We start from the raw sequence: 25,897 nt of genomic DNA, 5'->3' as shown, positions 1-25,897 counted from the left end.
CTAAAATTTGGTCATTGTATTTCCCTGTGTGCGTATGCAGTGATGAGTAATCACACGCACTTAGCACTTAAGTTGATGATAAAAAGCAAATAGACTTAATGACAAAGCTATAATTCTACGCTGGCATAAGCTGTGTAAAGCTACGTTATTGACGAAAAAGTATTTGCAATGGGTAAAATTGAGTAAAACAGAGCTCACCTTTTTGAATCAAACGGTTGAGCAATACCACGGGCGTTTAAGTAGCATTAGCTGGTTTATGCGCTTATTAATTTTAAGTTATTTGTATTTTTAAGTGTCTGTTTTTTCAAAATACGCAATTAGGCGCTCGAGTAACTTTCTAATCGCGATAGATTGATGTTTGCGAGAACGGTATATGGCGTAAATACCTAAGGACGCTGGCTCATAGTTGGGGAGCACATGAACCAGCTTTTTATCATTGATCAACTGTTGTACGGCATGTTTAGGTTGTAAAGATATACCGCGTCCTTTGAGTGCTGATTGAAGTAAGAGCATTGATTCATTCGCACTGAAGTTGCCAGCGACTGAAGTAACAACTGCGAGTTCTTCTTTGCTGAAATGCCACAAACTTTTTCCAAAATTAGAATAAATTAAGCAATTATGTTTGGCCAAATCATCAGGATAAACAGGGTAACCAAAACGATTTAGGTAATCTTCGGTGGCGCATAACACTGAGCGGCAACGACCCAGCGGGCGTGCAATGATATTGGGGTCTAAGTCGTTGGTAATACGTATTGCTAGATCGATTCTATCTTCAACTAAATTAGTTACTTGGTTACTGATATGAATATCTATATGTACTTTGGGATACTCATCTAAAAACTGATCAATTACTGCTGGCAATAAATTAGCGGCGACAAATTGAGAGCAAGAAATACGGATCGACCCTTCAGGTTGTGCGACATGATCTTGCTCTAAAGGGATAGACACTTGTTTGGCTAAATCTAATAACGACAGACAATTTACAAAAGCTTTTTCACCTGCGGCGGTGAGCGTGAGTTTACGCGTAGAGCGATGTAATAACTGACTATTCGCCCAACTTTCCATTTCGCTTAAGTACCTAGTTACCATCGAGCGCGACATATCTAACGAATGCGCTGCGCTGACCATACTACCTTGCTCGACAATTCTAACAAAGACTTGAGCTGCGGTGATCCTGTCCATTTTATTTCCTATATGTTCGATATATGCAATTAACTATTGCCTGTTGTGATGTTTATTGCAACATATTTGCAATTTATACTTGTTTCATAAATTTAATACTGCTGACAGGAAAATAAAATGAAGACCTTGCATTTCATTATGGATCCGCAGTGTGGTTGGTGTTATGCCGTCGCACCGCTGATTGATGAACTCACTCAATTAACAACAATAGATATTAAGCTGTATGGCGGCGGCTTATTTTCAGGGGCTAATAAACGTCAGTTATCAGCTGATTTTCATCAGCAAATAATCGCCATGGATAACAGGATCACGAGTTTAACGGGGCAAGTATTTAGTCCAACTTATTATGAAACGCTATTAGATGATAAGCAGCGAATTTTAGATTCAGATACGCCGATCACGGCGCTATTAGCTGGTGGATCTTTAGGTCTTAATACTGTTGCCATGCTGCATAGAATGCAAGTTGATCAATTTGTACTTGGCCGTTCTCAGTCTGATATAGCTAATTTAGCTAACATAGCCACTCAACTTGGTGCTAGCTCTAGGGCTTTTTTAAATGCGTTTGACCTTTTTAGTGGCGAAAAAACGCAGCAGCAAATAATTAAAGCGCGGCAGATGTTGAATTTAGTTGGCGGTAGTGGGTTTCCAACACTTGCGTTTGAGCACAGCGATGGCGCATTTACTAAATTAGACCACTCGCGTTATTACGGTCAGCCACAGCAGTGGTTAGCTTATGTAAAACAATTAATTAATACGATTGATTAACCAATAATTTTACACGTTTAAAAACACCCAATTTACTCGCTAAATGAGCGACATTTTAGAGGCTACTATGACATTTTTATCTAAATTAATTCAGGCAAGCACGCTTGCTACAATGATGGCAGTATCTGCCAATGCGGTTAGTGCAACACTTGAAACCAGTGTGTTTAATCCACAACAAAAAAGCACGTTCCCAGTTAGTTCGGTGTTGATCAGCGGTCCAACCGAAGCGGTTTTAGTTGATGCGCAATTTCAGCGTAATGACGCACAATCAGTGGTTGAGTTGATTAAAAAATCAGGTAAAAAATTAACCACTATTTACATTAGTCATGGTGATCCTGACTATTATTTTGGCTTAGACGTGATCACCGAGGCCTATCCTGATGCTAAGGTATTATCAACTGCTAAAACCCGAGATTATATTAAAGCGTCAATGGCGCCTAAAAAGGCTTATTGGGGGCCAATTCTTAAAGAAAACGCACCGCAAAAACTAGTTTTGCCAGAAGTATTGCAAGGCGACACCTTATTGGTTGATGGTGAAAAAGTGAATATTGTTGGTCTTGACGGTCATGATCCAAAACATACTTTTGTATGGATCCCTTCGACTAAAACTATGTTGGGTGGTGTTGTGGTATTTAACAACATGCATGTTTTTTTAGCAGATACGCAAACACCTGAATCACGTCAAAGTTGGTATAAAACCCTTGATGTTATTAAGCAGCTGCATCCTAAAACTGTGATCTCTGGTCATATGTTAGGTGATAAGCCATTGACTATTGAAGCGGTGCACTTTACTCGCAAATACATTCAAGACTTTGAAGCTGCAGCCAAGTCTTCAGCTAATTCAAGTGAATTGATGAGTAAAATGAAAGCAAGCTATCCAAATATTGGCGGCGATAGCGTATTGGCGTTAAGTGCCAAAGTTATTATGGGCGAGATGCCTTGGGGCTAATTACTACAGCTTAAATTTATTTATGGCTTTTCAAGCCGCTTGCAGTTTGAAAGGTCTGTTCAACTCTTTGTACAGGCTTCATTTCATGGGGGGAATTCAGCGAGTAATCACGATAGTAATGGCTTTGGCTATGCTTCAAGCATGCAGTACCACTGCCAAAATATCGTCATTAGAACATTACAATAGTTTTAATCTGGAGACTAAATCGATGACCAATCTTGATATTGTAAAAAGTACTTATGAAGGTAAGACCTCAGAAGAAAACGGTAAAAACCTCAAGCGTTATATAACAAACGAAACACAATGGACGGAAGCCGCTGGTTTTCCATATGCCGGCACCTACCAAGGCTTTGATGAAATTGAAAAAAATGTATTTGTACGGTTAGGCAGTGAATGGAATGGTTATAATTTTGCGGTAGAAGACTATGTTGCTGCTGGCGACAAGGTGTTTGCTTATGGTAGCTATAGCGGAACCAATAAAGCCACAGGCAAATTTTTTAAGGCCAGAGTCGCCCATTTATGGATACTCAAAGAGGGTAAGATCATCAGTTTTGAACAATTTGTTGATAGTAAAACCGTTAGCGATGTCATGTAAAAAAGTAGTTTTTTAATAATAACTACAAGTATGTTGTAGGTGCGCTTTTATTTCGTACTCTCGTGCATAAAAAAAAGCGTTGCCAATCGGCAACGCTTAAGTTCAACTCTGTAGCACCTAGCACCGATTATTTAGTCAAATAATCCAGCACCACTTGATGATGGTCTTTGGTTTTAAATTTATCGAAAAAGTGCTTTATTGTTCCGTCTTGGCCGATCAAGAAGCTTAAACGGTGAATGCCGTCGTACTCTTTACCCATAAACTTTTTGTAGCCCCATACGCCGAATGCTTCTGCAATCGCGTGATCTTCGTCTGAAAGTAGGTCAAAGTTTAATTCTTTTTTGGTTTCAAAGTTCTTTAATTTTTTTACCGGATCAGGGCTGATACCAACCACGCGGGTATTTAGCTGTGCTAACACGGCTTTTTCATCACGTAAGTTTTCAGCTTGCACGGTGCAACCAGGTGTTGATGCTTTTGGATAAAAGTACACTAATACTTGCTGCTCTTTTAATAGCTCTGCAAGGACGATTGTTTCATCATCTTGGTTTTGTAAGCTAAAAGCGGGGGCTTTGTCGCCGGCTTGTAATGGATTAATTGTGTTCATGCTTTGCTCCTTAGCGAATGCGTCGAAATATGTAATCTACGTTTAGAGTACGCGACAGATCTTCAAATTGGACTTTAAACGTATCAATGTCAACCTCAACAGGAATGTTAAACTCCAGTTCACAGCGCATTTTTGTATCTTTTTCTTCGTCATAGGTATCTGACTTTAAAGAACAAATACTAATGTGGTTGTCGGCAAAAAAGCGGGTAACTTTACTTAACGTGCCAGGTGTATCGATACCTGTATATTCGAGGGTGTAGCCAGCACAAAATTCACTTTGAGTATGACTGGCTGTCCGCTTCATCATAGTGAGTAAGCCCAGCTCCATGCCTTTGAGGGGCAGGGTGTGTTCAATGCGGCTGATTGCCGACATATCACCTGATAACAGCATAATAAATGTAAATTCATTGCCTAAGATGGCAATGCGACTATCAATAATATTACAGTGACAGTCACTGACTAATTGGGTTAATTCACTGACAATACCAGGGCGATCATCGCCAATGGCAGTTAAAACGATCTGATGATTTGAAAAAGCAGTCATGAATTCAAGTACCTAGGTTATATTATTAATAACAATCAGAGTAAGCTAAGCCGGCAATTACCACCACACGGCGGCGAAGTTTAACACAAAACAATCGCTAAACTACAGGCCGAGATAATTAAGCTGTTATTAAAGCACGGTGTTTCTTGTTTTTAGTGGCATGGGAAAGTACCATAGTTAAAATTTTGCATATTGACAGGCTGACACTTACGTTTAGCCGTACCCCAAAGTAACGGGTTTTGCATAAAAACAAGATACGTAAAGTTAATATTGACTTTACACTGAACCAAATCGGCATAACCCACTCATATATTTGTTAAAACAATTAAGGGTATGCTAAGGAGAATTATCTGTGCAGTATTGGATCCCAAAAGCGCTTGCTGTAAGCGTATTGGTTAGCTTGTCAGGATGTGGTGTGTTCACTGACGAAGCGCATCAAAAACGTAATTACCGTGCCAGTGAGCCGGTACAAGTGCCAGGACAATTGGCTCAGCCAGCTTTAGACCCCATTTATAAAATGGATGTGGCGGAATATGACAATAATCCGGATTCAACAAACTATCGTCCCCCAGCACAAGTATTAACTGTGGCAAAAGGCAGTTGGGTTGAAGAAGGTGATAAACAAGCACGCGTTTATTTTGATAAAAACGATGGTATTGTCGATTTAGATGAGTTTATTTGGGATTCTGTGCACGCTGTGTTAGCGGAACACCAAACAAAGGCAATCAAACAAGATAAGTTATTAGGTTCAATAGAAACTGACTGGTATGCCATAATTAAACCTGAAGAAGGTTGGTTATGGGATAGCGATACTGCGGTATCTGAGCAACGTTTTATTTTTACTATTGAAGAAAAGTCACATCAACGCACAGCTTCATTAAGCGCTAAGTTAGCTGAGTATAAAAGTAAAGATGTGCCATTGACACCAGTTTTACAACAGCAGCTAGAAGTGCGTGCACTGAACCAAGTAGTGGCTGAGTTTGATTATCGCTATCGTCAACTTGAAGTTGAAATACGTAAACAACAAGGCATTATTTCGCTGGAAATGGGTTTTGATAATAAAGGCAATGCGGCACTGGTAACTGAACAGGATTACTTTGTAATATTTGATCGTTTCTCAGGATTTCTTGAGCGCCTATCGTTTACGATAGTTGAAATTGATCAAGAACGTGGTTTGATCACGGCTGATTACAACAAACCTGAATCAAGTGTTTGGGATTCAATTTGGGGTGAAGAACTTGCTGAATTGCCGATTGAAAACGGCCAATATCAAATCTTAGTCAGTCGCACCAAAGAAGGTGGTACTAGCTTAACGTGGATGGACGATGAAGGCACAACGTTAGAGCCTGGTACGATGAATGACTTACAACAAGCGTTAGAAAGTGCTCTGCGCCAACGCGGTATTAAAATTTAATAATAAATAATAATAACACCACAAAAAGAGCTTTTGCTCTTTTTGTGGTTTCTACAGGTTGAAAATAATGTCTAATCTAGCTTCCTCTCACCCGCAGTTTGACTTTAAGGTATGGTTTAATTTTTTAGTTCCTTCATTGATTGGCGTCCTCTTATTCATGACTCCAGTGCCAATGGACGGGGCAATGACTATTCCTATCGCTGTTATGGCAAAAGCGGTGCAAGCACATATTACATCGTATGCCGATACGTTGATCACTCTAATTATTTGTACTACAGGTGTTTTATCATTGATTTTCAAGGCTTTTAAGCCTGCGGTATTAATGAAATCTACTATTTTAAAGCATCTTTTTGATGTGCATTGGCTTTGGCTAGTGATCCGCTTATTTGGTATGGCGTTTATTATCTTAACGGTTTTAAGTATTAATAATCCGGATTTTAAATCGACGTTACCAGAGTTTTTAATTCCACTTTTCGATGGTATTACATCAGGAAATACCGGTGGCTTAGTGCTAAAAGATTTATTGCCGGTGTTATTTTCGGTATTTATTTTAGCGGGTTTATTACTGCCTTTATTGTTGAATTTTGGCTTGCTTGAGTTAGTAGGCACATTATTAACTAGAGTAATGCGCCCGTTATTTGGCGTTCCAGGGCGAAGTGCTGTTGATTGTGCAACCTCGTGGCTAGGTGATGGCAGTGTGGGTATTTTAATGACTGCGCGCCAATATGAAGAAAAGCATTATACTCAGCGTGAAGCGGCGATTATCGGTACTACGTTCTCCGCGGTATCAATTACGTTTTGTTTGGTGGTATTAGGCCAAGTAGGGCTGGAAAAATTATTTGCCCCGTTTTATTTAACCGTTTGTTTAGCTGGGGTTGTTGCTGCGCTGATCGTGCCACGTATACCGCCATTGAGCTTTAAAAAAGATATATATATTGATGGAAGTCAGCCTGATAAGCATAAAGAACGCGTGCCACATGGCAAAAATGTGTTCAAACATGCGCTACATGTAGCGCTGCACAAAGCTAAAAACTCACCGGGCTTTGCTGGTACCATAAAAGAAGGTATTCACAACGCATTAGATATGGTGTTTGCAGTATTACCTGTGGTTATGGCTGTGGGCACGTTCGCATTAGTTATTGCTGAATATACGCCGATATTTGCTTATTTAGGCAAACCGTTCATCCCATTTTTAGAGTTATTACAAATCCCAGAAGCAGAAACTGCTGCGCAAACGATCATGGTTGGCTTTGCGGATATGTTTATTCCGTCAATATTAGCTGCTGGCACGATCGAAAGTGATGTTACTCGTTTTATTATTGCGGCAATGAGTGTAACCCAGTTGATTTACATGTCAGAAGTGGGCGCGCTTTTATTGGGTAGTAAAATCCCAGTCAATATATTTGAATTATTTGTAATATTTATTCTCAGAACCTTGATCACGTTACCCGTTATTGCCCTGATGGCACATTGGTTGGTTGGCTGATCCTGCCAGTTGTTAATTTATAAAAAGCCTTGATTAATCAAGGCTTTTTTTTATGGTTGTTAAAGTGGTTTATCAATCAATAAAATTGCTTGATCGGCGGGCAGGGGTTTAGCTTTTAAGAAGCCTTGGCCAAAATCACATTGAGTTTTTTGTAATATGGCGAGTTGCTCTTGAGTTTCAATTCCTTCGGCTACAACATCTAACTTAAGTGATGATGCCAATGACAAAATGGCGTCAACCAATGGCGTGGCGGTGTCTTTAAGGCGGTCAATAAAGCTCTTATCAATTTTTAGCACATGAATTGGCAGTTGGTGTAAGTAACCCAAAGAAGAGTACCCCGTGCCAAAATCATCTAAACATAACTTTACTTTTAATGGCGCTAACCCTTCAATTATCTTAGTTGCTAATTCTAAGTTTTCGATCAAACCTGATTCGGTGATCTCTAAACATAAGGAGCCTAATGCTAGCTCATATTTATTATAAATAGCATGAATTTGTGAGATAAAGTCTATGCTTGCAAAATGTCGTGAGGAAACATTCACTGTCACACGTAAGAAACGTTTACCTTGTTGTTGCCACGCAGCTATTTGTTTTCCTGCCAGATCTAATAAATGCAGGTCGAGATTAATTATTTGCCCGGTGTGTTCTGCTATTGAAATAAAATCATTAGGTGAGACAAAGCCTTTGCGTGGGTGATGCCAACGTACGAGTGCTTCAAAACCGACCACGTTACATTGTTGTATAGCAAAGATCGGCTGATAATATAACTCAAACTCATTATGCTCAATGCCATGCTGTAAATCATTTTCTATATCAGCGTGGCTTTTGAGCTTTTTACGCATGGTGTTATTAAAAAATCTTACTTGGCCACGGCCTGTTGATTTAGCTTCGTACATTGCAGCATCGGCATGCTGTAATAACTGATAGGCTTTGTCGTTTTCGTTTTCACAAAATGCAACGCCAATACTGGTCGAAGCTTGCAGTAAATGGCCATCAATATTAAGTGGCTCCGCGAGGACTTTTTTAATCCGTTTTAGTGCGTCGTTAACTTGGTTTTTGCGACTGATATTTTCCATAAAAATAGCAAACTCATCACCACCGAGTCGTGCGAATGTATCGGTATTTCGTATTGTGCCTTTAATTAACTTACAAATGGCGATTAAAAAGTGATCGCCCACTTCATGTCCTAATGAATCATTGATGCTTTTGAAGCGGTCGAAATCTAGATACAGCAACGCATGATATCGCCCTTTGGGTGTTCGAGTAAGCCGTAAAATGCCGTGCTTAATGCGGTCAATTAGTAAAGAGCGATTAGCAAGCCCAGTTAATTCATCATGCAAAGCGCGATGTTCCAGTGCTTGGCGAGATAGTTGTCTGTCGATGGCCATACTAATTTGGCGGCTGACATACGTCAGTAGGGTGCGGTCATGATCATTATAATGGTGAGTTTTATCGTAACTTTGTACCACGATCACACCGCTTATATGATCGCTTACTTTAAATGGTACACCAAGCCAAGATTCTGACTGGCGACCCACCATTTTAAAGTGGCCATCATTTATATGTTGTTGATATTCTTTTTTATTTAATAGTAAAGGCTGTTCGGAATTTAAAAGATAATAGGATGCAGTATGTTTTAGTTGCTCTTTTGATATCTTTTTATGGGCATTTGAACGTACTCCTTCCTCGACAATGTAAACAATATCGAGAATATCGATATTTTTGTTGTATAGCCCTACCAAAAAGTTATCAGCGCGCAGCAAGTTGGTCATAATGCCATGCAATGCTTCTAAAAAAGTATCCAAATCATTGGCTTGATAGGTTAAATTTGCTATTTGTAAAAGCGTTCCTTCTAGCTTTTGTGCTGCATTTAATTTGCTTACCGTTTGTTGCAAGTTTTCAACGGTGTTGACCTGATTTATTTTAGCACTGAGCAAATGCGCTACGGTGGTTAAAATTTCAAGATGGGCATCACTAAAATAGTTACGTACCGGATGCTCGCAGTCTATAACTCCTAAAACCTGCTGCTTATAAACTAATGGTACGCATAGTTCAGACATTGCAGGGCGTACATCTGCGATATAACGGCTATCAGTACTGACATCACCAATAATGACTGCGCTGCCTGTTGAAGCAACATAACCAGTAATGCCTTGATTAAATGCGATGGTTTTTCGTTCTATGGCATAGTTACTATTAGCAGGAGACACTCCCATTGATGCGACTTCATGCAAGGTTGTAGCACTTTCATCGGCAATATAAATAACACAATCAACAAAACCTAGCCGTTTAACTACTTCAGTGGTGACATAGTTGAATAGTTCATCGAGTTTATCTAACTGTAATAAGCTTGATGAAAACTGATTAATAATACTCAGTTGCTCGGTTTTAGCATCAAGCGCTGAAGATAACTCTACTTTATTCTGCATATGCCACGCGTGAATATACCGTTTTGTGTCATTAATGAATCTATAGATTAACGGAATGTTAACGTTTAGACAAAGAATAAATAAAATTAGCAAGATATGTACGTAAAGGAAAACGCACGCCAAACTATTGATGATTCAGTGCTTTCATTCTATCCGTTGATAAAAAGCATCAGTAAAAACCGCAATAAAATCTTTACTCAGATAGGGCATATGCATATGATCAACTAAATTCAGCCGAGGAAACAAGTAATGACAAAGCAAGCCTTCGACACTCAGTCAATGTTAACTATCACTCGCCCAGATGATTGGCATGTTCATTTACGTGATGGGGATCAATTAAAAGATACAGTGCGTGATATTAGCCGTTATATGGGACGCGCTATTATTATGCCAAACTTAGTTCCTCCGGCAACCTGTACTGAAACGGCTTTAGCGTATCGCGACCGTATTATGGCGGCTGGACCACAAGGAAATTTTGAGCCTCTGATGGTGCTTTATCTAACTGATAACACGAGCGCGGATGAAATCAAAAAAGCGCATGCCACTGGTAAAATCGTTGCCGGTAAAGTGTATCCAGCAGGTGCGACAACAAATTCTGATTCTGGTGTAACATCAATTAAAAAGATTTACCCAGCATTAAAAGCCATGCAAGAAGTTGGTATGTTATTGCTGATCCATGGTGAAGTGACAGATTCATCGATTGATATATTCGATCGTGAAAAAGTATTTCTAGAGACAATTTTAATTGATGTGGTACAAGACTTCCCAGATTTAAAAATTGTGCTTGAACATATCACCACGAAAGATGCCGTTGATTTTGTAAATAATGCTTCTGATAATGTGGCTGCAACCATTACGGCACATCATTTATTGTATAACCGCAATCATATGCTAGCGGGGGGGATCCGCCCACATTATTACTGTTTACCAATATTAAAACGTAATACACACCAACAAGCACTTATTAGTGCTGCGACCAGTGGCAGTGCTAAGTTCTTTTTAGGTACTGATTCGGCGCCGCATTATAAAGATAAAAAAGAAGCCGCATGTGGGTGTGCCGGAGCATACACCGCTCATGCTGCACTTGAGTTATACGCGGAAGCATTTGAAGAAGCCGGTGCGCTTGATAAGCTAGAAGGCTTTGCAAGTCATTTTGGTCCAGACTTTTATGGTTTAGCACGTAATACAGATACAGTTACACTTCTAAAGCAACCATGGACAGTGCCAGCAAGTTACCCATTAGGAAATGATCACGTGGTGCCAATTAAAGCCGAAAGCACAATTGATTGGCTGATTAAATAACCATAAAGTCAGTAAAGCACAGCTAAGAAAGGTGTGCTTTTTGTATTAAAATTAATCACTTGAACAGTTTTATTGAGTTGATGTTAAAAGCATTAAAATAATTCTCAATTAATAGAGCTAAAACAATTATATTGTGTTAACCTTAACTTGCTTTGAGTTTTTGCGTATTGAATTTTTTGGTTAATGTGCGGCGTGTAAGGTTTCCGGTTAATGGTTATTACTTCTTCCTGTACTTTATCCCAGCGATTTATTGGGCATTCACTCAGGGAGGATATAGCCAATCTGGCTGAATTTTAATTATTGACTTACAGGAAAATTTGGTATGTCAAACACGGTTACTGGTAAAGTTAAGTTCTTCAACGAAGCTAAAGGCTTCGGTTTTATTGAACAAGAAAATGGTCCTGACGTATTCGTACATTTCAGCGCTATTACAGGCTCAGGTTTTCGCACTCTAAGCGAAGGCCAACAAGTGTCTTTCGGCATCAAGCAAGGCCAAAAAGGCCCTGAAGCTGAGAACGTAGAACTAGCATAATTTTTATTATGTGAACCTAGGTTCAACTTGGTGAAACAGGACTCTGTTTCACCATAATTCCCCCTCATCAAATTCTTTTTTAAAATAAACCTTTTACCGCTACTTTTTTAAATTCAATAAATATACACTAAATTCTGAATGCTATTTCACTAGACCAAATGCTGCTCAATACAAGCGGTGTACATATTTGCGTCCCTCAATAAACTTTTTATACCAACTGTATATAGTTAGTCAGCTACTCAACACCAATAAAGATGATGTTTTTAATTAAATTAGTATTTAATTAGATAGTGCTATTTTGCCTCTGATTGCTCATACATAAGTTCGGCACGTTAGTAATCGGTATAAATAGGAACAGGGGATATCGCCTCAACATGTTTAATGTGATTATTTCTAATATCTTGATAACACTGGCAGTGACTCTTTGAGTCTTACAGAGAAAACGGGTATTACTTTAGGCCTTAATCATACGCCACGCTTTCCTTTAAAAGGTCCAGTTGCTAATTTTTATATGCGATATATCCTAGGTTTGGCTGCATAAAAAGGCTTTTTTACTGAATGATTACGCTTATTCGAAATAATTATGAACTTTTTTTAACCCTCTTAGATTACACATAAAATGTTACATTTATGTTTTGTATTTCATGGCTGACGGTAGAACTGTTGTTAGGTAGCGGCTTTCATCCCAGCTGAAAACTCAGTGGTGTTGCATTTATGTTAATCCTTTGTTTTTTGTGTTTTAGTTTGCAATGATTGAATTAATTTATTTCGATCTAATTCCAAACATCAAGTTGACAGCATGCATTGCATTTAGCATTATTGGAGGGTTGATATCTATTAAAAGATATCAGGGTTGTCTCCTTCGGGAGGTAATTAAATTATAAAAGTAACATTACTTAATTGGTTGGGAACTATGTCTGTTAAAATCAGAAAGAGTCTTGTAGCAACTGCGTTGGTTGGCGCTTTTGCATTCGCAAGCAGCAATGTGATTGCAGATCCTTTGAATGACGTGCAAAAAGCAGGTCTACAAATTCAAACGGCTGCGGTTAAGTCTCAAACTAAAATTGACAATGTATATGGTCAAACTCAAGAGCTATTAGCTGAGTACCGTAGCGTTGTTGATGAATCTGAGCTATTGAAAGTATACAACGATCACGTTGCACGTTTGGTCGCTGACCAAAATGCACAAATTGAATCGTTTGACCGTCAAATTGCTACGATCGACAACACAAAACAAAACGTTGTGCCTTTGATGTATCGCATGATCGATACGCTCGAGCAATTCATCAAAGCGGACGTTCCGTTTAACAGTGACAATCGTTTGGCGCGTGTTGAAAGATTACGTGAAACAATGGTTTCTTCTTCTGTAACGACTTCAGAGAAGTTCCGTCAAGTATTAGAAGCATACACAATTGAAGCTGCATACAGCTCTTTAGTTTCTGCTTCACAAGGTACTTTAGAAGTTGATGGCAAGAGCATTAACGTTGATTTCGGCCAACTTGGTCGTATCACTTACGTTGCTCAATCGTTTGACTTAAAGCACGCATGGGTATGGGATAACAACACTAAACAGTGGAAAGAATTAGGTGATGAATACCTAAAACCTGTTAAAGAAGTTATTCGTATGGCGCGTAAGCAAGCGACATTAGAACTTGTTAAACTACCAATCTTTGGCGCGGAGTAATCAATAATGAAGAAACTATTTAAAGGTTTTGCTGTTGCAGCAGTACTATCTGTTTCTGCAGGTACCGCGCTTAACGCACATGCAAATACTGATGCTTTAGATAAAATCCTTGAGCAAGTTAAGCAAGAGCGTATCTCTGAAGGCAAAATCAATAAGCAACGTGAGCAAGAGTTCTTATCAGATCGTGCTGATAAGCAAGCGTTACTTAATAAAGCGAAAAGCCAATTAGCTGCTGAAAAAGCACGTGGCGATAGCTTAACAAAGCAGTATGCACAAAACGAAAATACAATGAATGAGAAAGCAGCAGCTCTAGAAAGTGCACAAGGTACTTTAGGTGAGATGTTTGGTGTTGTACGTCGTGCTGCGCAAGATGCAATCGGTTCAATCGAAGCATCTCTTGTTTCTGCTGAAAAGCCAGGCCGTGCTGAAATCTTACGTTCATTAGCTGCTGCTAAAGAGTTACCAACAGTTCGTGAACTTGAAGAGCTTTGGATAGCGCTACAAACTGAAATGACTGAGTCAGCTAAAGTTTCTACTTTTGAAACTGAAGTTGCAGGTCTTGACGGTAACGCAACAGTTAAGAAAGTAACCCGTATCGGTAACTTCAACTTAGTAACAGACGATGGCTACTTAATCTATTCGCCTGAAACTAAATCGATTCAGCCTTTAGGTAAACAACCTGATGGTTATATCCTTGCTGGTATTAAAGACTTAGAAAATACGTCTGCTGATAACTATGCTGGTGTATATGTGGATCCGACTCGTGGTGCTATCTTACGTATCAATACACAAAAAGCGACACTTGATGAATACTTCCACCAAGGTGGCGTAGTTGGTTACATCATCACTGCGTTATTAGGTTTAGGTATCTTAATCACACTAGTACGCTTTATTGACCTTACTCTTACTCGTAGTAAGATTAATAGTCAGCTTAAAAACGTGTCTACACCGAATACAAATAACCCATTGGGTCGTATTCTTAAAGTGTACCATGACAACAAAACGCAAGATGTTGAAAACCTTGAGCTTAAACTTGATGAAGCGATTCTTCGTGAAACGCCACGCATTGAAGCTGGTATCAATATCATTAAAATCCTTGCTGCAATCGCGCCGTTACTTGGTCTACTAGGTACGGTAATCGGTATGATCTTAACGTTCCAAACAATCACATTGTTCGGTACAGGTGATCCGAAGATCATGGCAGGTAACATCTCTCTAGCACTTGTAACTACTGCGCTAGGTCTAATAGCTGCATTACCACTTATTCTTCTTCACGCTGTTGTTGCGGGTCGTAGTAAGTCGGTATTACACATCCTCGATGAGCAAAGCGCAGGTATTATTGCTACTCACGCGGAGAAGGAGAAAGCCTAATGCTAGTCCTGATGGAGATCTGGGAATCTATCAGGGATTTTGTTGGCACAGGCGGCCAGGTTTTATACGTGGTCGCGATAGCACTCTTTCTTATGTGGGTTTTAATGATTGAGCGCTATTGGTTCCTACTTGCAGAATTTCCTCGTTTATCGTCGGAAATTGTAGCAAAGTGGGATGCCCGCCAAGACACTACGTCTTGGTACGCACACAGAATCCGTGAAGCATGGATTTCTGAAGCGTCTGAAAAATTAGATCAGCGTATGTTGTTGATTAAAACATTAGTAGCTGTTTGTCCTTTAATTGGCTTACTTGGTACAGTAACAGGCATGATCGCGGTTTTTGAAACCATGGCAAGCCAAGGTACAGGTAATGCACGTTTAATGGCATCAGGTATTTCAATGGCAACAATCCCAACAATGGCTGGAATGGTTGCGGCATTATCTGGAGTATTCTTTAGCTCACGCCTTGAGGCAAGAGCGAGAATGGTGAAAGCCAAGCTTGTTGATAGTATGCCTCATCACTAGAGAGAGAATTAAATATGGCACGTAAACAACGTTTTCGTGAAGAAGAAGATGCAACGGTAGATATGACACCGATGCTTGACATCGTATTTATCATGCTTATTTTCTTTATCGTAACTACATCGTTCGTTAAAGAGGCTGGTATCGAGGTCAATAAACCAAAAGCGGCCCAAGCTACGAAGCAAAAAAATGCTAACATTTTTATTGCAATTCGTGACAACGGCGAAATCTGGATTGATAAACAGCAAGTTGATGTTGAACGTGTTTCAGCAAAAATCGAAAGTTTATTAGCAGAACAACCTACTGAAGTTGTAATTTTGCAAGCTGATAAAGATGCAAAACACGGCGTAGTGGTTAAAGTTATGGACCAGATCAAAGCGACGGGCGACAACCTGAGAATTTCAATAGCTGGAGATCAGTAATGATTCGTTTTCTGTTTTCACTGATTGCAGGTGGGGCAGTTACTTTCGGCTTGTTCTACTTCATGGCCTTCCTCATCTCTGGTGGGGCTGACCGTAATACGGAACAAAAAGAGCAGATCATAGTCGAAATTATGACGAATCCGCCTGAATCTAAGGTGCAGGAACGGAAGCGAGTACCGCCTCCGCCGCCTCCACCGCCAAAGCAGCCGCCTAAACCGCAGCCGCCACAGCCGGAAAATAACAACCCAAATCCAGGTGCTATGTCATTTAACATGCCAAGCATTGATGTGGGAAGTTCGGCAGGTGGTCTAAGTGGTCCAGGGGCATTCGGACGAGACGGTGATGCGACACCAATCGTTCGTATTGAACCAAAATATCCAACACAAGCAGCACGTGATGGCAAAGAAGGTTGGGTACAACTTTCATTCTCAATCGATGAATTGGGTGGGGTTACTGATGTTGAAGTAATTGACGCAGACCCTAAACGTATTTTCGATAGAGAAGCTAAACGCGCCTTGAGCAAGTGGAAATACCGTCCTAAAATTATTGACGGTAAGCCACAAAAGCAAGTTGGTTTACAAGTTCAGCTAGACTTTAAAATTAACCAAGGCAATTAAGGAGGCAAGTAATGAGAAATTTATCTAAAGTAACAGCACTTGCGGTACTTATGTCTTTCTCGGGTGCAGTATTTACTGCACCGGTTCTAGCAGCGCCAGATCCCGCGAAAATTGAAGCGCGGAAGAAAGCAAAAACTAGGATCATGGGTGAGCGCACTGGTAAAAAAGTTATAAAAGCGTTTGACTTGTATAACGAAGAAAAGCTTGATGAAGCTATCGCCATGTTGAAAGAAATCGATGCTTCTGATGATTTCGACAAAGCAACAGTTAACCGCTATTTAGGTAGCATGTATGGCCAGAAAGAGCAGTACAAAACTGCGATTGGTTACTTAAAATTAGCTGTTGCCCCTGATGTGTTAAACTTTGCCGATCAAGAACAAAGTTTAAAAACATTAGGCGATATGTATGCTGGTACTGAGCAGTATGAAAAAGCCAAAGATGCTTATGTTGCATGGATGGACTTTACTGGTGAAGAAGATGCAACGGTTTATACTCGTATAGCCCAAGCTAACTATCAGTTAGGTAAATTCCGTGATGTTTTTACACCCGCTGAGAAAGCAATTAAACTTCAAAAAGAGCCTAACAAAGGCCCTTACCAATTAAAATTAGGTTCTTACTTTGAGCTTAAAGACTATAAAAATATGGTCAAAGTTGGTGAAGAAATTGTTCGTATCTGGCCAGATGATAAAAAAGCATGGGTAAGCTTAGGTAAATACTACCTTCAGACGGAAGACTATAAAACTGGTCTTGCAACGATGGAAGTAGCTTACAAAAATGGTTATTTTGAAACTGAAGTTGATTATAAAGTTTTGTCTAACTTTTATTCATTGAATGAAATTCCTTATAAAGCCGCTAAGGTTTTAGAGAAGTCTATCAATGATAAAATTGTTAAGCGTAATAAACAAAATATCAGCGCAGTAGCCAGTAACTATCATCGCTCAAAAGATATTGAAAAAGCAGCTAAGTACTATGAAGAAGCGGCTAAATTTGATGACGATGCTGAGCTTTATCGCAAAGCAGGTTCATTACTTTTACAATCGCAAAATTATAGTGCTGCCGTTGTTCGTTTGAACAAGGCGCTTGAATTAGGTTCTGATAAGACAGGAACTATTTATTCAGATTTAGCGGAAGCTTATTACTATCAAGAAAAGTATAAGCAAGCTTATGCTGCAATTACTAAAGCAATGGATGACCCTCGCACGCGTAAGTTTGCAAAAGGTTGGTCTGTATTTATTAAAGATAAAGCCGCTCGCAACGGTGTTAAGATTTAACTTTAATTCGCTATAGCAATTTATAAAAAGCCCCTATGGGGCTTTTTTTATTGGATTTAACTCATTATGAAACACCTAATATGGATATGCTTCTCAGCGCTTTTCTTGAGCGCATGTGGTGATACGAATAATCAGTATCAAAGTAAAGAGCAAGCTCAGCAAGCATTGCAAACACTAAATCAATTTTTAAGACCAACAGGTGAAATTAAACAAGTTAACGAGCAACAGTTTCCATTTAGTGATGCATATTTGAAAGAGCGTCACAGCATATATCAAGCCATGCAAACCTTAGACTTCACTCCTGTCGCGCAGAGTTCATTGGATTATCTTATTATTGCAGAGCGCTTTCCGGAGCGCTATTTTACATGGCCGGTGTATATTCCTGTGCTTGATAATATGCTTGCCTATAACCAACAACACGACATTACTGCAAACATAAACAATTGGCTCAGTTTTACTCAGCAGCAGTTGGTGCTTGCTAAAGAGAGTAAACTTAGACTCAACTCAATTGAGCTTAATGCGTTACAAACGCAGGTAACTAAGAATCTTACTCGCGTTGATCTTCCAGCAAACATTAAACACACTCTCAACGAGTTTAATGAGTATTTAGCGCTCTATACACCCCGTGGAAGTGTTGGTTTACATGGCTTATCAAATGGTGGGTCTTGGTATCAAAGTAAGTTAAATTACTTCTCAGGCACTACTAAAGCACCAATAAATTGGCTAGTTGCAGTGCAATCTCAGTTGAAGGAAATGCAGCAAGGGGTATACTCTATGCGTTTTGCAGTTGATCATCAGCACTCAGTCCTTGAGCAGCGTTTTGCATTGTCTAAAGATAAGCAAGTTGGCTTTGATTGGGCGCAAAATTACTTGAGCTTAAGGGGTTATGCAGGGCAAGCTGCAACACAGATAAGTAATCAAGAGCGTACTTTCTGGTTAGCTATGATGGAAACCGATCTTGGCATCCATTACCATGCTTGGACTGTGCAACAAGCGAAAGTTAATTTACTGAAACGATTAAAAATGACGCCACAACAAGTCGATTATTTAGTGGCTGATATCATTTTTTATCCGGCGCAAAGTTTTGCGTTCGCAACACTTTTAACAACTTCGTAAGCTCGCTTGCTGATTTTTATGACCTTGGCTCGCAGTTGCCGCAGCGCTGCGCTGTTGGATCGGCATTTAGCCGTTGCGAGTCAATTTTTTCTTCACAGTCACAGCAATAACCATATTGGCCGATATCGATTTGACAGACTGCCGCTTCAAGTTGTTCTAAGCGTACTATGATATCTTTATATTCAGTGCCAAGTTGCTTCTGCGTAAGCTCTAACCATTGTTCAGGGTTATTTTTGCGCAAGGTTTCAGCTAGCGAGTGATGCAGTAGGTTACATGAACTTGATAGTGTCGTAAGCAAGCACAGCCTTACTTGCTCTAACTCTGTATTAAGTTGTTGAAGGTGATATTGAGCATTGATCATTGTCATTGTCCTCGTTGAGCAATGCTGCAGTATTCATTAATTTAAAAAAGCCGACTATGATGTGTGTCAAATTAAGGTGCGATAGCGTATTTTTTCAAAACATCGGCAACATCTTCTTTTGTTTTAAGGCGTCTGATCTCATCAAACAAAATATCGGCCTGGCTATATTGGCGTTTTAAATAGCCCAGCCACTGCTTAGTACGAGAAGCAAAATACTTTTCATCTTTCGCGGGGTCATGATGTATGGCTGAATGGATCAGATGATAGAGAATATGCTCCCACTTTAAGCCAACATAGTGCTCATCATTAAAGTGTGCTTTTATTTTGCGTGCTAAATCAGGATGCGACAGTGCACCGCGACCAAGCATTAAGTCTTTACAACTACTACGTTGCTGGCAAAGTAGTGCATCTTCTACTTGCCAAATTTCACCATTTGCGACTACGGCGATGTTTTTATCTTTGATCAGTGGTGGAATTTTCTCCCAATAAGCGGGCGGGTTATAACCGTCTCGCTTTGTACGGGCATGTATAGCAATACTATTGGCACCGGCACTAACAACGGCATCAACAATTTCTTGACTGTTACTGTCATCATCAAAACCTAAACGAATTTTAGCGCTTACTTGATGCTCGCTTGGCACGGCATCACGGACTGCTTTAATGATTTCATACATGTGTTCAGGGTCTTTTAACAGCACAGCGCCACCTTTACTGCGATTGACTGTTTTCGCAGGGCAACCAAAATTAAGATCAACGCCGTGAGAGCCAAGCTCAATTACCCTGACAGCGTTTTCAGCTAATGCGTGTGCGACTTGGCCAAGTAATTGGATACGCACAGGAGTGCCAGAACGCGTTAAACCGTTATTATTTAGCTCTGGGCAATAGCGATGAAATACTTTATCAGGCAAGCAGGCATCGATAACACGTACAAATTCAGTGACGCATAAATCAAAACCACCAATTTCGGTGAGTAGTTGGCGCATTTTAAAATCGACAACCCCTTCCATAGGCGCTAAAACTAATTTCATGATAGGGGCACTTTGACTTGATAAAAGGAGACGTAGTTTACCTGTAAATATAACATTGATAAATGCCAATTTTACTCCCATAGTTAACTTCAATTGTTCACTCTTTTGTAGCGTTATTGTAACTAACAAATAAAAAGTTGCGATTAAGTGAAATATTATTTTTGTAGCAAGGTCTACTTAGTACACCCCTTACATGTTTAGAGAGAGTCATAAAATGAATACACTTAAAAAAAATTCAATTGCGTTAACATTAGGCGCGGTAGTTGTAGGCAGCACAAGTTTTATTTCTGCAGATGTTCAAGCGAATCCATTTGAATTTCAACAAATGGTAACGGGCTACCAAGTCGATGCTACAGAAGGTAAATGTGGCGAAGGTAAATGCGGTGGAGATGCTAAAACTAAAGACGACAAAGCTAAAAAAGAAGGTAAGTGCGGCGAAGGCAAATGTGGTGGCGATGCCAAAGACGACAAAGCTAAAAAAGAAGGTAAGTGCGGCGAAGGCAAATGCGGTGGCGATGTTAAACATGACAAAGCTAACAAAGAAGGCAAGTGCGGCGAAGGCAAATGTGGCGGCGATGCTAAACACGATAAAGCTAAAAAAGAAGGCAAGTGCGGCGAAGGCAAATGTGGTGGCGACGCTAAAAACGACAAAGCTAACAAAGAAGGCAAGTGCGGCGGTGATGCTAAAGCTAACAAAGAAGGCAAATGCGGTAGCCATTAATTAGATAAGTTATGTAACCTGCACTTTAGTTAAGTAGTTTGTTTATAAAAGGGCCGCATTGTGGCCCTTTTAAATGAAGGAGTGGATATGACTGTATCTAGTAACAGTGAATTTGGCATGGTAGGGCTTGGGCTGCGTAGAGAAATGCTCGATGAATTATTGACGCAGATACCAAAGCAAATTGATTTTATGGAAGTGGCGCCTGAGAACTGGTTAAAACTCGGTGGTCGCTTTGCTAAGCAGTTTAAGTCACTGACCGATACAAATAATTTTGTTTGTCATGGCTTGTCATTGTCGATCGGCTCACCTGAACCGTTAGATATTGAATTTGTTAAATCCTTAAAAGTCTTTTTCAAAGCACATAACGTTAAGCTTTTTAGTGAGCACCTTAGTTATTGTTCCGGCAACGGCCACATGTATGATCTGATGCCGATCCCATTTACTGAAGCTGCGATTGCCCATGTTGTTGGGCGGATAAAACAGGTGCAAGATATTCTCGAACAGCAAATAGCTATCGAAAATGTGTCTTATTATGCCGCACCTGGTCAGCAAATGAGCGAGTTAGAATTTACCACTGAAATATTACAGCAAGCTGATTGTAAGTTATTACTCGATGTAAATAATATTTATGTGAATTCGATAAATCATGGTTATGATGCAGAGCATTTTTTAGCTAGCTTGCCATCGCAACGTATAGCGTATGGTCATGTCGCAGGGCATTTCAACGAGGCGGATGATTTACTTATTGATACTCACGGTGCTGACGTGATTGACCCTGTTTGGCAATTACTTGACCGTGCTTATCAACATCATGGGGTGTTTGCGACTTTATTGGAACGTGATTTTAATATTCCAGCTATCGCTGAGCTTACCAAAGAGCTGGATATAATTCATCAACTACAAGCCAAGCACGCAATAATACAGCGAAAAGAAAGTGCCTGATATGAATTTTATTGAAACCCAACAAGCGTTTATGGCGCATATTCGAGCGCCAGATACACAACCAAAGCCCGATGACATTGAAGAACGTCGTATGGCGATCTACCGTGATTTATTTTTCAATAATATCAATGGCTTTATTTCCTCAGCATTTCCGGTTCTGAAAACACTCTACAGCGATAACAATTGGTTAAGATTAGTTCGCCAATTTTTTGCTGAACACGATTGTCAATCACCTTATTTTTTGGATATTGCTGGTGAGTTTATTGCGTATTTAAGTAGTGATTACCAATTGCAAGAAATTGATCCCCCCTTTATGCTTGAGCTTGCTCATTATGAATGGATTGAGCTTGATGTCTCGGTTGCGCATGCGGATCCAACTGATTGCATCATTAATGCACCGCTGAGTAATGTGCCTCTTTATATGGGTAGTTGCGCGCGAAATTTAAGTTATCAGTTTGCTGTACAGCATATTAGTGTTGATTTTCAACCACAGCAGCCTAGTGAACAGCCTCATTATTTTGTGGTGTATCGCGATACCGACGACGAAGTACAATTTCTTGCTACCAATGCAATGACCGCATTATTACTGGCGATTATAGATACAACACCGAGTATCAAATTAGCTTCGTTGGTGGAGCAAGTTGCTTTACAAGCGCCGCAATTTACTACAGAACAGCTTGTTCAAGGTGCTACAGTAACATTACATGCAATGGCGGAACGTGGCGTTATCGTGACAAAAAATCACCCTTAAAGTCTTTATTGATTATTTTACATCGTCTATTATGTGCGCCTTAATTCGTCGCGCTTAATAAAAGGTAGTACCTATGTCAGAAGATAAAGATTTTAAAGATCCGTTTAATGCAATGTATTTTCTTGCATTCTTAGCTGTGTTTGCAGGAATTGGCTGTTTAAATGCAATCCTAGGCTGGATCACCACAGTCTCTTAATTTAGCACTGCTAAATTATAATAAGGCTGTATATAGTGCAGTCTTATTACTTAATTATTTAACTTCTTACCGACAACTCATTTTTGTGATGTTATAATTGTCTGCTTTGTAATATTACAGATAAAACAGTTTAAATTATGACTCAAGTAACTCCATCTATCATTAAAGATAGCATAACTACTATTGCAGATTACCCTAAAGCAGGCATTATGTTCCGTGATGTAACTACGCTAATGGCTAATCCCGCTGCATTTCAAGCAACAATTAATGCATTTATTTCAGCTTATAAAGATCAAGGTTTTACCAAGATTATAGGTACTGAATCACGTGGTTTTATCTTCGGTGCACCGCTTTCATATGCATTAGGTATTCCTTTTATTCCAGTGCGTAAACCGGGTAAACTGCCACGTGCAGTGATCTCTCAAGATTACCAGCTAGAATATGGTGAAGATGTATTAGAGCTGCATACAGATGCCATTGTCCCAGGTGACAAAGTGCTTTTAGTAGATGACTTGTTGGCAACCGGCGGTACCATTGAAGCGACCGCTAAATTAGTCAATAAGTTGGGTGGTCATGCGACAGATGCAGCATTTGTAGTCTCTTTACCAGAACTAGGTGGCGAGCAACGCATTGCAAAAATGGGGATTAAAATCCTGAAATTGGTTGAATTCGAAGGCGAATAATTAATGAGTTATCAAGTCCTAGCGAGAAAATGGCGTCCACAGACCTTTCATGAATTGGTCGGTCAGTCCCATGTGAAACAAGCGCTTATTAATGCTTTAACACAAAACAGACTGCATCACGCTTATTTGTTCACTGGGACTCGCGGGGTGGGTAAAACCACCATCGCACGTATTTTTGCAAAAAGCTTAAATTGTGATGAAGGCATTTCGGCGCAACCTTGTGGCAAGTGTAGCAGCTGTATAGATATCGAAACTGGTCGTTATATTGACTTACTTGAGATAGATGCCGCATCGCGCACTAAAGTTGAAGATACCCGTGAGATATTGGATAACGTGCAGTACGCGCCAACTCGCGGTCGCTACAAAGTGTACCTGATCGATGAAGTACACATGCTTTCAAAGCATAGTTTTAATGCATTATTAAAAACCTTGGAAGAGCCGCCTGAGCACGTTAAGTTTTTATTAGCGACGACGGATCCACAGAAACTGCCTGTCACCATTTTATCGCGTTGTTTGCAGTTTAATCTTAATGCGTTATCGCAACCTGAAATACTCCAACAACTTGAATATGTGTTAGGTGAAGAAAAATTAAGTTTTGAAACTCAAGCCCTGCAAATTATCGCCAAAGCTGCTGATGGCAGTATGCGTGATGCATTGAGTTTAACTGATCAAGCGATTGCTCAAACGAATGGTGATATTAGGCATCAAGCGGTGCAAGCAATGCTAGGGTTGATGGACAACCATTATAGCCAGCACTTGCTGGTTGCATTATTAGCCCAAGACGGCCATGCATTGATGGCGCAAATCGAGCAAGTTGCCACCCAAAACCCAAATTATATTGCTTTGTTAGATGATCTAATTGGCCTTACACATTTAGCACAATTAACCCAATTAGTGCCCGATGCCGCCAAGTTAGATGAATATAATCGCGAGTTTATAAGTGAAGTAGCAAAGAGCTGCGATTCACAACAAATCCAAATTTATTATCAATTACTGCTTAATGGCAAAAAAGACTTACAATGGGCGCCAGAGCCTCGTTTAGGTTTTGAAATGGTTATGCTGCGCTTACTGGCATTTCAACCAGTTGATAGCCAAATGCTTGCAAGTACTGCGGCGCAGGCACCAGCGGCCGATAACAACCGGTCTCGCTCAGCAGCATTGAGAGATATTCTCAATAAAAATAAGCCTGCAACACCACAGCCTGTTGATAACCAAGTATCATTGCCTCAAGCTGCACCGGTACAAGCGACCGAGAGTGCGCCTGAACAAGTCGTTGCAACAACTGAACAATCTGTAACCGGTGAGCAAACAGCACATGTCGATACGCAGCCAACTGTTACCACTGCACCACATACAAATTCGGGAATTATGCACGAAGCCGCGCATGGTAATGAGCATGATTCAGATGCTGAGCTTGAGCAACAATTAGTATCCCAATATGATGAGGTAATGAATAACGCAGTGGAGCAGGGCTTTCATAGTGGCTTTGAGCATGCGCCAGGACAATCTTTGCCTGAGCATCAATATAGCGCAGAGCAAACCGCTCCAGCACAAAATAACAGCTCATTCTCAGAGTATTCAGATACCACAGATATTAGCCAAAAAGAAGCACAAGCGCAGTCTGCAATTGCACGTATTTTACGAGATAGAAATATTTCCGGTGCAGGTACGCTCTCTGGTGGTAAAACACCTGTGGCGCCATCAACGAATAAACCAGCTGCGATTGAGCGCGGTACTGCGGTAAAAAAGTCACAGCCCCAGATAACGGGGGCAAGTAGTCAGCCTGAGACTGATGGTTACACGCCGAATATCGCCGCAAATAAGCGTGTGAAACCTGACTTTAAAGAAAAACATCAGACTATTACTGAGAATTTAGCACCGGAATTGCTAGAGCAAATTAATCCACAAAAAGTAGTTGCTGCACCTGAGCCTGAAATAAACATTCAAATACCGGATGATTTTCAAAGCCCGATCAGCGATATTCGTTTTGCACATCAACAAGATGAGTGGGCATACTTAATTAAGCGGATGGGACTTGGCGGGCGGATGCGTCAATTTGCTTTGCATTCAATTTATTCAAAGCAACAACAACAGCTGCACTTAGAAGTGGATGAATCGCAAAAACATCTCGATACCCCGATGTTAAGGCAAAAGCTTAGTGCAGCGCTGGCCAGTATTTACGGGCATAATGTTGAGCTGACAATCAATTTTGCCCCTGGGGTGATAGATTCGCCTTACTTAATTCAGCAAAAGATTGATGCAGGGCGCCATCAGCAAGCAATTGATGTGATCAACGGTGATGAAAATATCGTACAGTTACAGCAGCTATTTTTTGCAATTATCGATGAAAACAGTATTCAGGCATTGTAATTCACTGCAATAGCCCTTATCTTCATGGCAATTAGAAATAG

At 40.1% G+C, this 25,897-nt stretch carries 26 protein-coding genes and 1 pseudogene; 21 read left to right on the top strand and 6 right to left on the bottom strand.

Features of this window, described 5'->3' with window-relative positions:
* Positions 1-15: 15 nt before the first annotated feature.
* Positions 16-268, top strand: a pseudogene (locus tag FW757_RS14830) (hypothetical protein); the annotation flags it as partial.
* Between the two features lie 20 nt (positions 269-288).
* Here FW757_RS14830 and FW757_RS14825 read toward each other — a convergent pair.
* Complete coding sequence (locus tag FW757_RS14825; RefSeq protein ID WP_149982884.1) at positions 289-1,182, bottom strand: LysR family transcriptional regulator; 894 nt, start codon at positions 1,180-1,182, stop codon at positions 289-291.
* Between the two features lie 117 nt (positions 1,183-1,299).
* Between FW757_RS14825 and FW757_RS14820 the strand changes: the two genes are divergently transcribed.
* From FW757_RS14820 to FW757_RS14810, 3 genes are all read left to right on the top strand, one after another.
* Positions 1,300-1,947 (top strand): DsbA family protein, encoded by a 648-nt coding sequence (locus FW757_RS14820; RefSeq protein WP_182731890.1) that lies wholly within the window; start codon positions 1,300-1,302, stop codon positions 1,945-1,947.
* 67 nt (positions 1,948-2,014) lie between these two features.
* Positions 2,015-2,896 carry an MBL fold metallo-hydrolase gene (locus FW757_RS14815; protein ID WP_182731891.1) on the top strand — a complete coding sequence of 294 codons (882 nt, stop codon included), beginning with the start codon at positions 2,015-2,017 and terminating at the stop codon, positions 2,894-2,896.
* Positions 2,859-3,491 (top strand): nuclear transport factor 2 family protein, encoded by a 633-nt coding sequence (locus FW757_RS14810; protein ID WP_310736243.1) that lies wholly within the window; start codon positions 2,859-2,861, stop codon positions 3,489-3,491. The genes FW757_RS14815 and FW757_RS14810 overlap by 38 nt, the downstream gene beginning before the upstream one ends.
* Positions 3,492-3,618: 127 nt before the next feature.
* On the opposite strand, the gene bcp is transcribed toward FW757_RS14810, so the two are convergent.
* Both bcp and FW757_RS14800 read right to left on the bottom strand, forming a co-directional pair.
* The gene (gene bcp / locus FW757_RS14805; RefSeq protein ID WP_145241547.1) at positions 3,619-4,095 is read right to left on the bottom strand and encodes a thioredoxin-dependent thiol peroxidase; all 477 of its coding nucleotides are present in this window, start codon (positions 4,093-4,095) and stop codon (positions 3,619-3,621) included.
* Between the two features lie 10 nt (positions 4,096-4,105).
* Positions 4,106-4,639 (bottom strand): glycine cleavage system protein R, encoded by a 534-nt coding sequence (locus tag FW757_RS14800; RefSeq protein WP_145241549.1) that lies wholly within the window; start codon positions 4,637-4,639, stop codon positions 4,106-4,108.
* 352 nt (positions 4,640-4,991) lie between these two features.
* On the opposite strand from FW757_RS14800, the gene bamC reads away from it, so the two are divergent.
* Both bamC and FW757_RS14790 read left to right on the top strand, forming a co-directional pair.
* Positions 4,992-6,053, top strand: coding sequence for an outer membrane protein assembly factor BamC (gene bamC / locus FW757_RS14795; protein ID WP_182717927.1), 1,062 nt, complete (start codon positions 4,992-4,994; stop codon positions 6,051-6,053).
* Between the two features lie 67 nt (positions 6,054-6,120).
* Positions 6,121-7,539 carry a YjiH family protein gene (locus tag FW757_RS14790; RefSeq protein ID WP_149982889.1) on the top strand — a complete coding sequence of 473 codons (1,419 nt, stop codon included), beginning with the start codon at positions 6,121-6,123 and terminating at the stop codon, positions 7,537-7,539.
* Positions 7,540-7,598: 59 nt separating this feature from the next.
* On the opposite strand, the gene FW757_RS14785 is transcribed toward FW757_RS14790, so the two are convergent.
* Positions 7,599-9,968, bottom strand: a complete 2,370-nt coding sequence (locus tag FW757_RS14785; RefSeq protein WP_182740020.1) for a bifunctional diguanylate cyclase/phosphodiesterase — start codon at positions 9,966-9,968, stop codon at positions 7,599-7,601.
* Between the two features lie 249 nt (positions 9,969-10,217).
* Here FW757_RS14785 and pyrC point away from each other — a divergent pair, with 249 nt between their 5' ends.
* From pyrC to FW757_RS14740, 9 genes are all read left to right on the top strand, one after another.
* A complete protein-coding gene (gene pyrC / locus FW757_RS14780; RefSeq protein WP_182740019.1) occupies positions 10,218-11,270 on the top strand; it encodes a dihydroorotase in 1,053 nt (350 codons plus the stop codon).
* Between the two features lie 322 nt (positions 11,271-11,592).
* On the top strand, positions 11,593-11,802 hold the full coding sequence (locus FW757_RS14775) for a cold-shock protein (protein ID WP_145241558.1): 210 nt from the start codon (positions 11,593-11,595) through the stop codon (positions 11,800-11,802).
* Positions 11,803-12,715: 913 nt separating this feature from the next.
* Positions 12,716-13,486, top strand: coding sequence for a DUF3450 domain-containing protein (locus FW757_RS14770; RefSeq protein WP_182784849.1), 771 nt, complete (start codon positions 12,716-12,718; stop codon positions 13,484-13,486).
* 6 nt (positions 13,487-13,492) lie between these two features.
* Positions 13,493-14,857, top strand: a complete 1,365-nt coding sequence (locus FW757_RS14765) for a MotA/TolQ/ExbB proton channel family protein (protein ID WP_182794500.1) — start codon at positions 13,493-13,495, stop codon at positions 14,855-14,857.
* Positions 14,857-15,381, top strand: a complete 525-nt coding sequence (locus FW757_RS14760) for a MotA/TolQ/ExbB proton channel family protein (RefSeq protein WP_145241564.1) — start codon at positions 14,857-14,859, stop codon at positions 15,379-15,381. The genes FW757_RS14765 and FW757_RS14760 overlap by 1 nt, the downstream gene beginning before the upstream one ends.
* Before the next feature lie 14 nt (positions 15,382-15,395).
* Positions 15,396-15,800 (top strand): ExbD/TolR family protein, encoded by a 405-nt coding sequence (locus FW757_RS14755; RefSeq protein WP_054205753.1) that lies wholly within the window; start codon positions 15,396-15,398, stop codon positions 15,798-15,800.
* Complete coding sequence (locus FW757_RS14750; RefSeq protein WP_149982894.1) at positions 15,800-16,417, top strand: energy transducer TonB; 618 nt, start codon at positions 15,800-15,802, stop codon at positions 16,415-16,417. The genes FW757_RS14755 and FW757_RS14750 overlap by 1 nt, the downstream gene beginning before the upstream one ends.
* Positions 16,418-16,428: 11 nt before the next feature.
* Entirely contained in the window at positions 16,429-17,688 is a 1,260-nt protein-coding gene (locus tag FW757_RS14745) for a hypothetical protein (protein ID WP_182717928.1), read from the top strand.
* 66 nt (positions 17,689-17,754) lie between these two features.
* A complete protein-coding gene (locus tag FW757_RS14740; RefSeq protein WP_182767892.1) occupies positions 17,755-18,804 on the top strand; it encodes a hypothetical protein in 1,050 nt (349 codons plus the stop codon).
* Between the two features lie 16 nt (positions 18,805-18,820).
* Here FW757_RS14740 and FW757_RS14735 read toward each other — a convergent pair whose 3' ends face one another.
* Together FW757_RS14735 and FW757_RS14730 are read right to left on the bottom strand one after the other, a co-directional pair.
* Complete coding sequence (locus tag FW757_RS14735) at positions 18,821-19,165, bottom strand: TraR/DksA family transcriptional regulator (protein WP_149982897.1); 345 nt, start codon at positions 19,163-19,165, stop codon at positions 18,821-18,823.
* Between the two features lie 71 nt (positions 19,166-19,236).
* Positions 19,237-20,193, bottom strand: a complete 957-nt coding sequence (locus FW757_RS14730; protein ID WP_149982898.1) for a tRNA-dihydrouridine synthase — start codon at positions 20,191-20,193, stop codon at positions 19,237-19,239.
* Positions 20,194-20,407: 214 nt separating this feature from the next.
* Here FW757_RS14730 and FW757_RS14725 point away from each other — a divergent pair, with 214 nt between their 5' ends.
* From FW757_RS14725 to dnaX, 6 genes are all read left to right on the top strand, one after another.
* A complete protein-coding gene (locus FW757_RS14725; RefSeq protein ID WP_182830598.1) occupies positions 20,408-20,914 on the top strand; it encodes an HvfA family oxazolone/thioamide-modified RiPP metallophore in 507 nt (168 codons plus the stop codon).
* An 87-nt stretch (positions 20,915-21,001) separates the two neighbouring features.
* A complete protein-coding gene (locus FW757_RS14720) occupies positions 21,002-21,856 on the top strand; it encodes an HvfB family MNIO-type RiPP peptide maturase (protein WP_446441367.1) in 855 nt (284 codons plus the stop codon).
* A 1-nt stretch (position 21,857) separates the two neighbouring features.
* On the top strand, positions 21,858-22,607 hold the full coding sequence (locus FW757_RS14715; RefSeq protein WP_446441366.1) for an HvfC family RiPP maturation protein: 750 nt from the start codon (positions 21,858-21,860) through the stop codon (positions 22,605-22,607).
* Between the two features lie 73 nt (positions 22,608-22,680).
* Positions 22,681-22,803: a hypothetical protein gene (locus FW757_RS14710; protein ID WP_257325665.1), complete on the top strand. Its 123-nt coding sequence runs from the start codon at positions 22,681-22,683 to the stop codon at positions 22,801-22,803.
* A 137-nt stretch (positions 22,804-22,940) separates the two neighbouring features.
* A complete protein-coding gene (gene apt / locus FW757_RS14705) occupies positions 22,941-23,486 on the top strand; it encodes an adenine phosphoribosyltransferase (RefSeq protein WP_149982901.1) in 546 nt (181 codons plus the stop codon).
* Positions 23,487-23,489: 3 nt separating this feature from the next.
* Entirely contained in the window at positions 23,490-25,856 is a 2,367-nt protein-coding gene (gene dnaX, locus FW757_RS14700; RefSeq protein ID WP_446441365.1) for a DNA polymerase III subunit gamma/tau, read from the top strand.
* Positions 25,857-25,897 lie beyond the last annotated feature (41 nt).

This window comes from Pseudoalteromonas sp. 1181_04, assembly GCF_052850545.1.
The sequence above is the reverse complement of the archived record's forward strand: the minus strand, read 5'-3'. Positions and strand labels throughout refer to the sequence as shown.

Coding starts and splice junctions, on each gene's coding strand:
- FW757_RS14825 (WP_149982884.1), bottom strand. CDS start 1,182: ATGGACAGGATCACCGCAGCTCAAGTCTTTGTTAGAATTGTCGAGCAA.
- FW757_RS14820 (WP_182731890.1), top strand. CDS start 1,300: ATGAAGACCTTGCATTTCATTATGGATCCGCAGTGTGGTTGGTGTTAT.
- FW757_RS14815 (WP_182731891.1), top strand. CDS start 2,015: ATGACATTTTTATCTAAATTAATTCAGGCAAGCACGCTTGCTACAATG.
- bcp (WP_145241547.1), bottom strand. CDS start 4,095: ATGAACACAATTAATCCATTACAAGCCGGCGACAAAGCCCCCGCTTTT.
- FW757_RS14800 (WP_145241549.1), bottom strand. CDS start 4,639: ATGACTGCTTTTTCAAATCATCAGATCGTTTTAACTGCCATTGGCGAT.
- FW757_RS14790 (WP_149982889.1), top strand. CDS start 6,121: ATGTCTAATCTAGCTTCCTCTCACCCGCAGTTTGACTTTAAGGTATGG.
- FW757_RS14785 (WP_182740020.1), bottom strand. CDS start 9,968: ATGCAGAATAAAGTAGAGTTATCTTCAGCGCTTGATGCTAAAACCGAG.
- pyrC (WP_182740019.1), top strand. CDS start 10,218: ATGACAAAGCAAGCCTTCGACACTCAGTCAATGTTAACTATCACTCGC.
- FW757_RS14775 (WP_145241558.1), top strand. CDS start 11,593: ATGTCAAACACGGTTACTGGTAAAGTTAAGTTCTTCAACGAAGCTAAA.
- FW757_RS14770 (WP_182784849.1), top strand. CDS start 12,716: ATGTCTGTTAAAATCAGAAAGAGTCTTGTAGCAACTGCGTTGGTTGGC.
- FW757_RS14765 (WP_182794500.1), top strand. CDS start 13,493: ATGAAGAAACTATTTAAAGGTTTTGCTGTTGCAGCAGTACTATCTGTT.
- FW757_RS14760 (WP_145241564.1), top strand. CDS start 14,857: ATGCTAGTCCTGATGGAGATCTGGGAATCTATCAGGGATTTTGTTGGC.
- FW757_RS14755 (WP_054205753.1), top strand. CDS start 15,396: ATGGCACGTAAACAACGTTTTCGTGAAGAAGAAGATGCAACGGTAGAT.
- FW757_RS14750 (WP_149982894.1), top strand. CDS start 15,800: ATGATTCGTTTTCTGTTTTCACTGATTGCAGGTGGGGCAGTTACTTTC.
- FW757_RS14745 (WP_182717928.1), top strand. CDS start 16,429: ATGAGAAATTTATCTAAAGTAACAGCACTTGCGGTACTTATGTCTTTC.
- FW757_RS14740 (WP_182767892.1), top strand. CDS start 17,755: ATGAAACACCTAATATGGATATGCTTCTCAGCGCTTTTCTTGAGCGCA.
- FW757_RS14735 (WP_149982897.1), bottom strand. CDS start 19,165: ATGATCAATGCTCAATATCACCTTCAACAACTTAATACAGAGTTAGAG.
- FW757_RS14730 (WP_149982898.1), bottom strand. CDS start 20,193: ATGAAATTAGTTTTAGCGCCTATGGAAGGGGTTGTCGATTTTAAAATG.
- FW757_RS14725 (WP_182830598.1), top strand. CDS start 20,408: ATGAATACACTTAAAAAAAATTCAATTGCGTTAACATTAGGCGCGGTA.
- FW757_RS14720 (WP_446441367.1), top strand. CDS start 21,002: ATGACTGTATCTAGTAACAGTGAATTTGGCATGGTAGGGCTTGGGCTG.
- FW757_RS14715 (WP_446441366.1), top strand. CDS start 21,858: ATGAATTTTATTGAAACCCAACAAGCGTTTATGGCGCATATTCGAGCG.
- FW757_RS14710 (WP_257325665.1), top strand. CDS start 22,681: ATGTCAGAAGATAAAGATTTTAAAGATCCGTTTAATGCAATGTATTTT.
- apt (WP_149982901.1), top strand. CDS start 22,941: ATGACTCAAGTAACTCCATCTATCATTAAAGATAGCATAACTACTATT.
- dnaX (WP_446441365.1), top strand. CDS start 23,490: ATGAGTTATCAAGTCCTAGCGAGAAAATGGCGTCCACAGACCTTTCAT.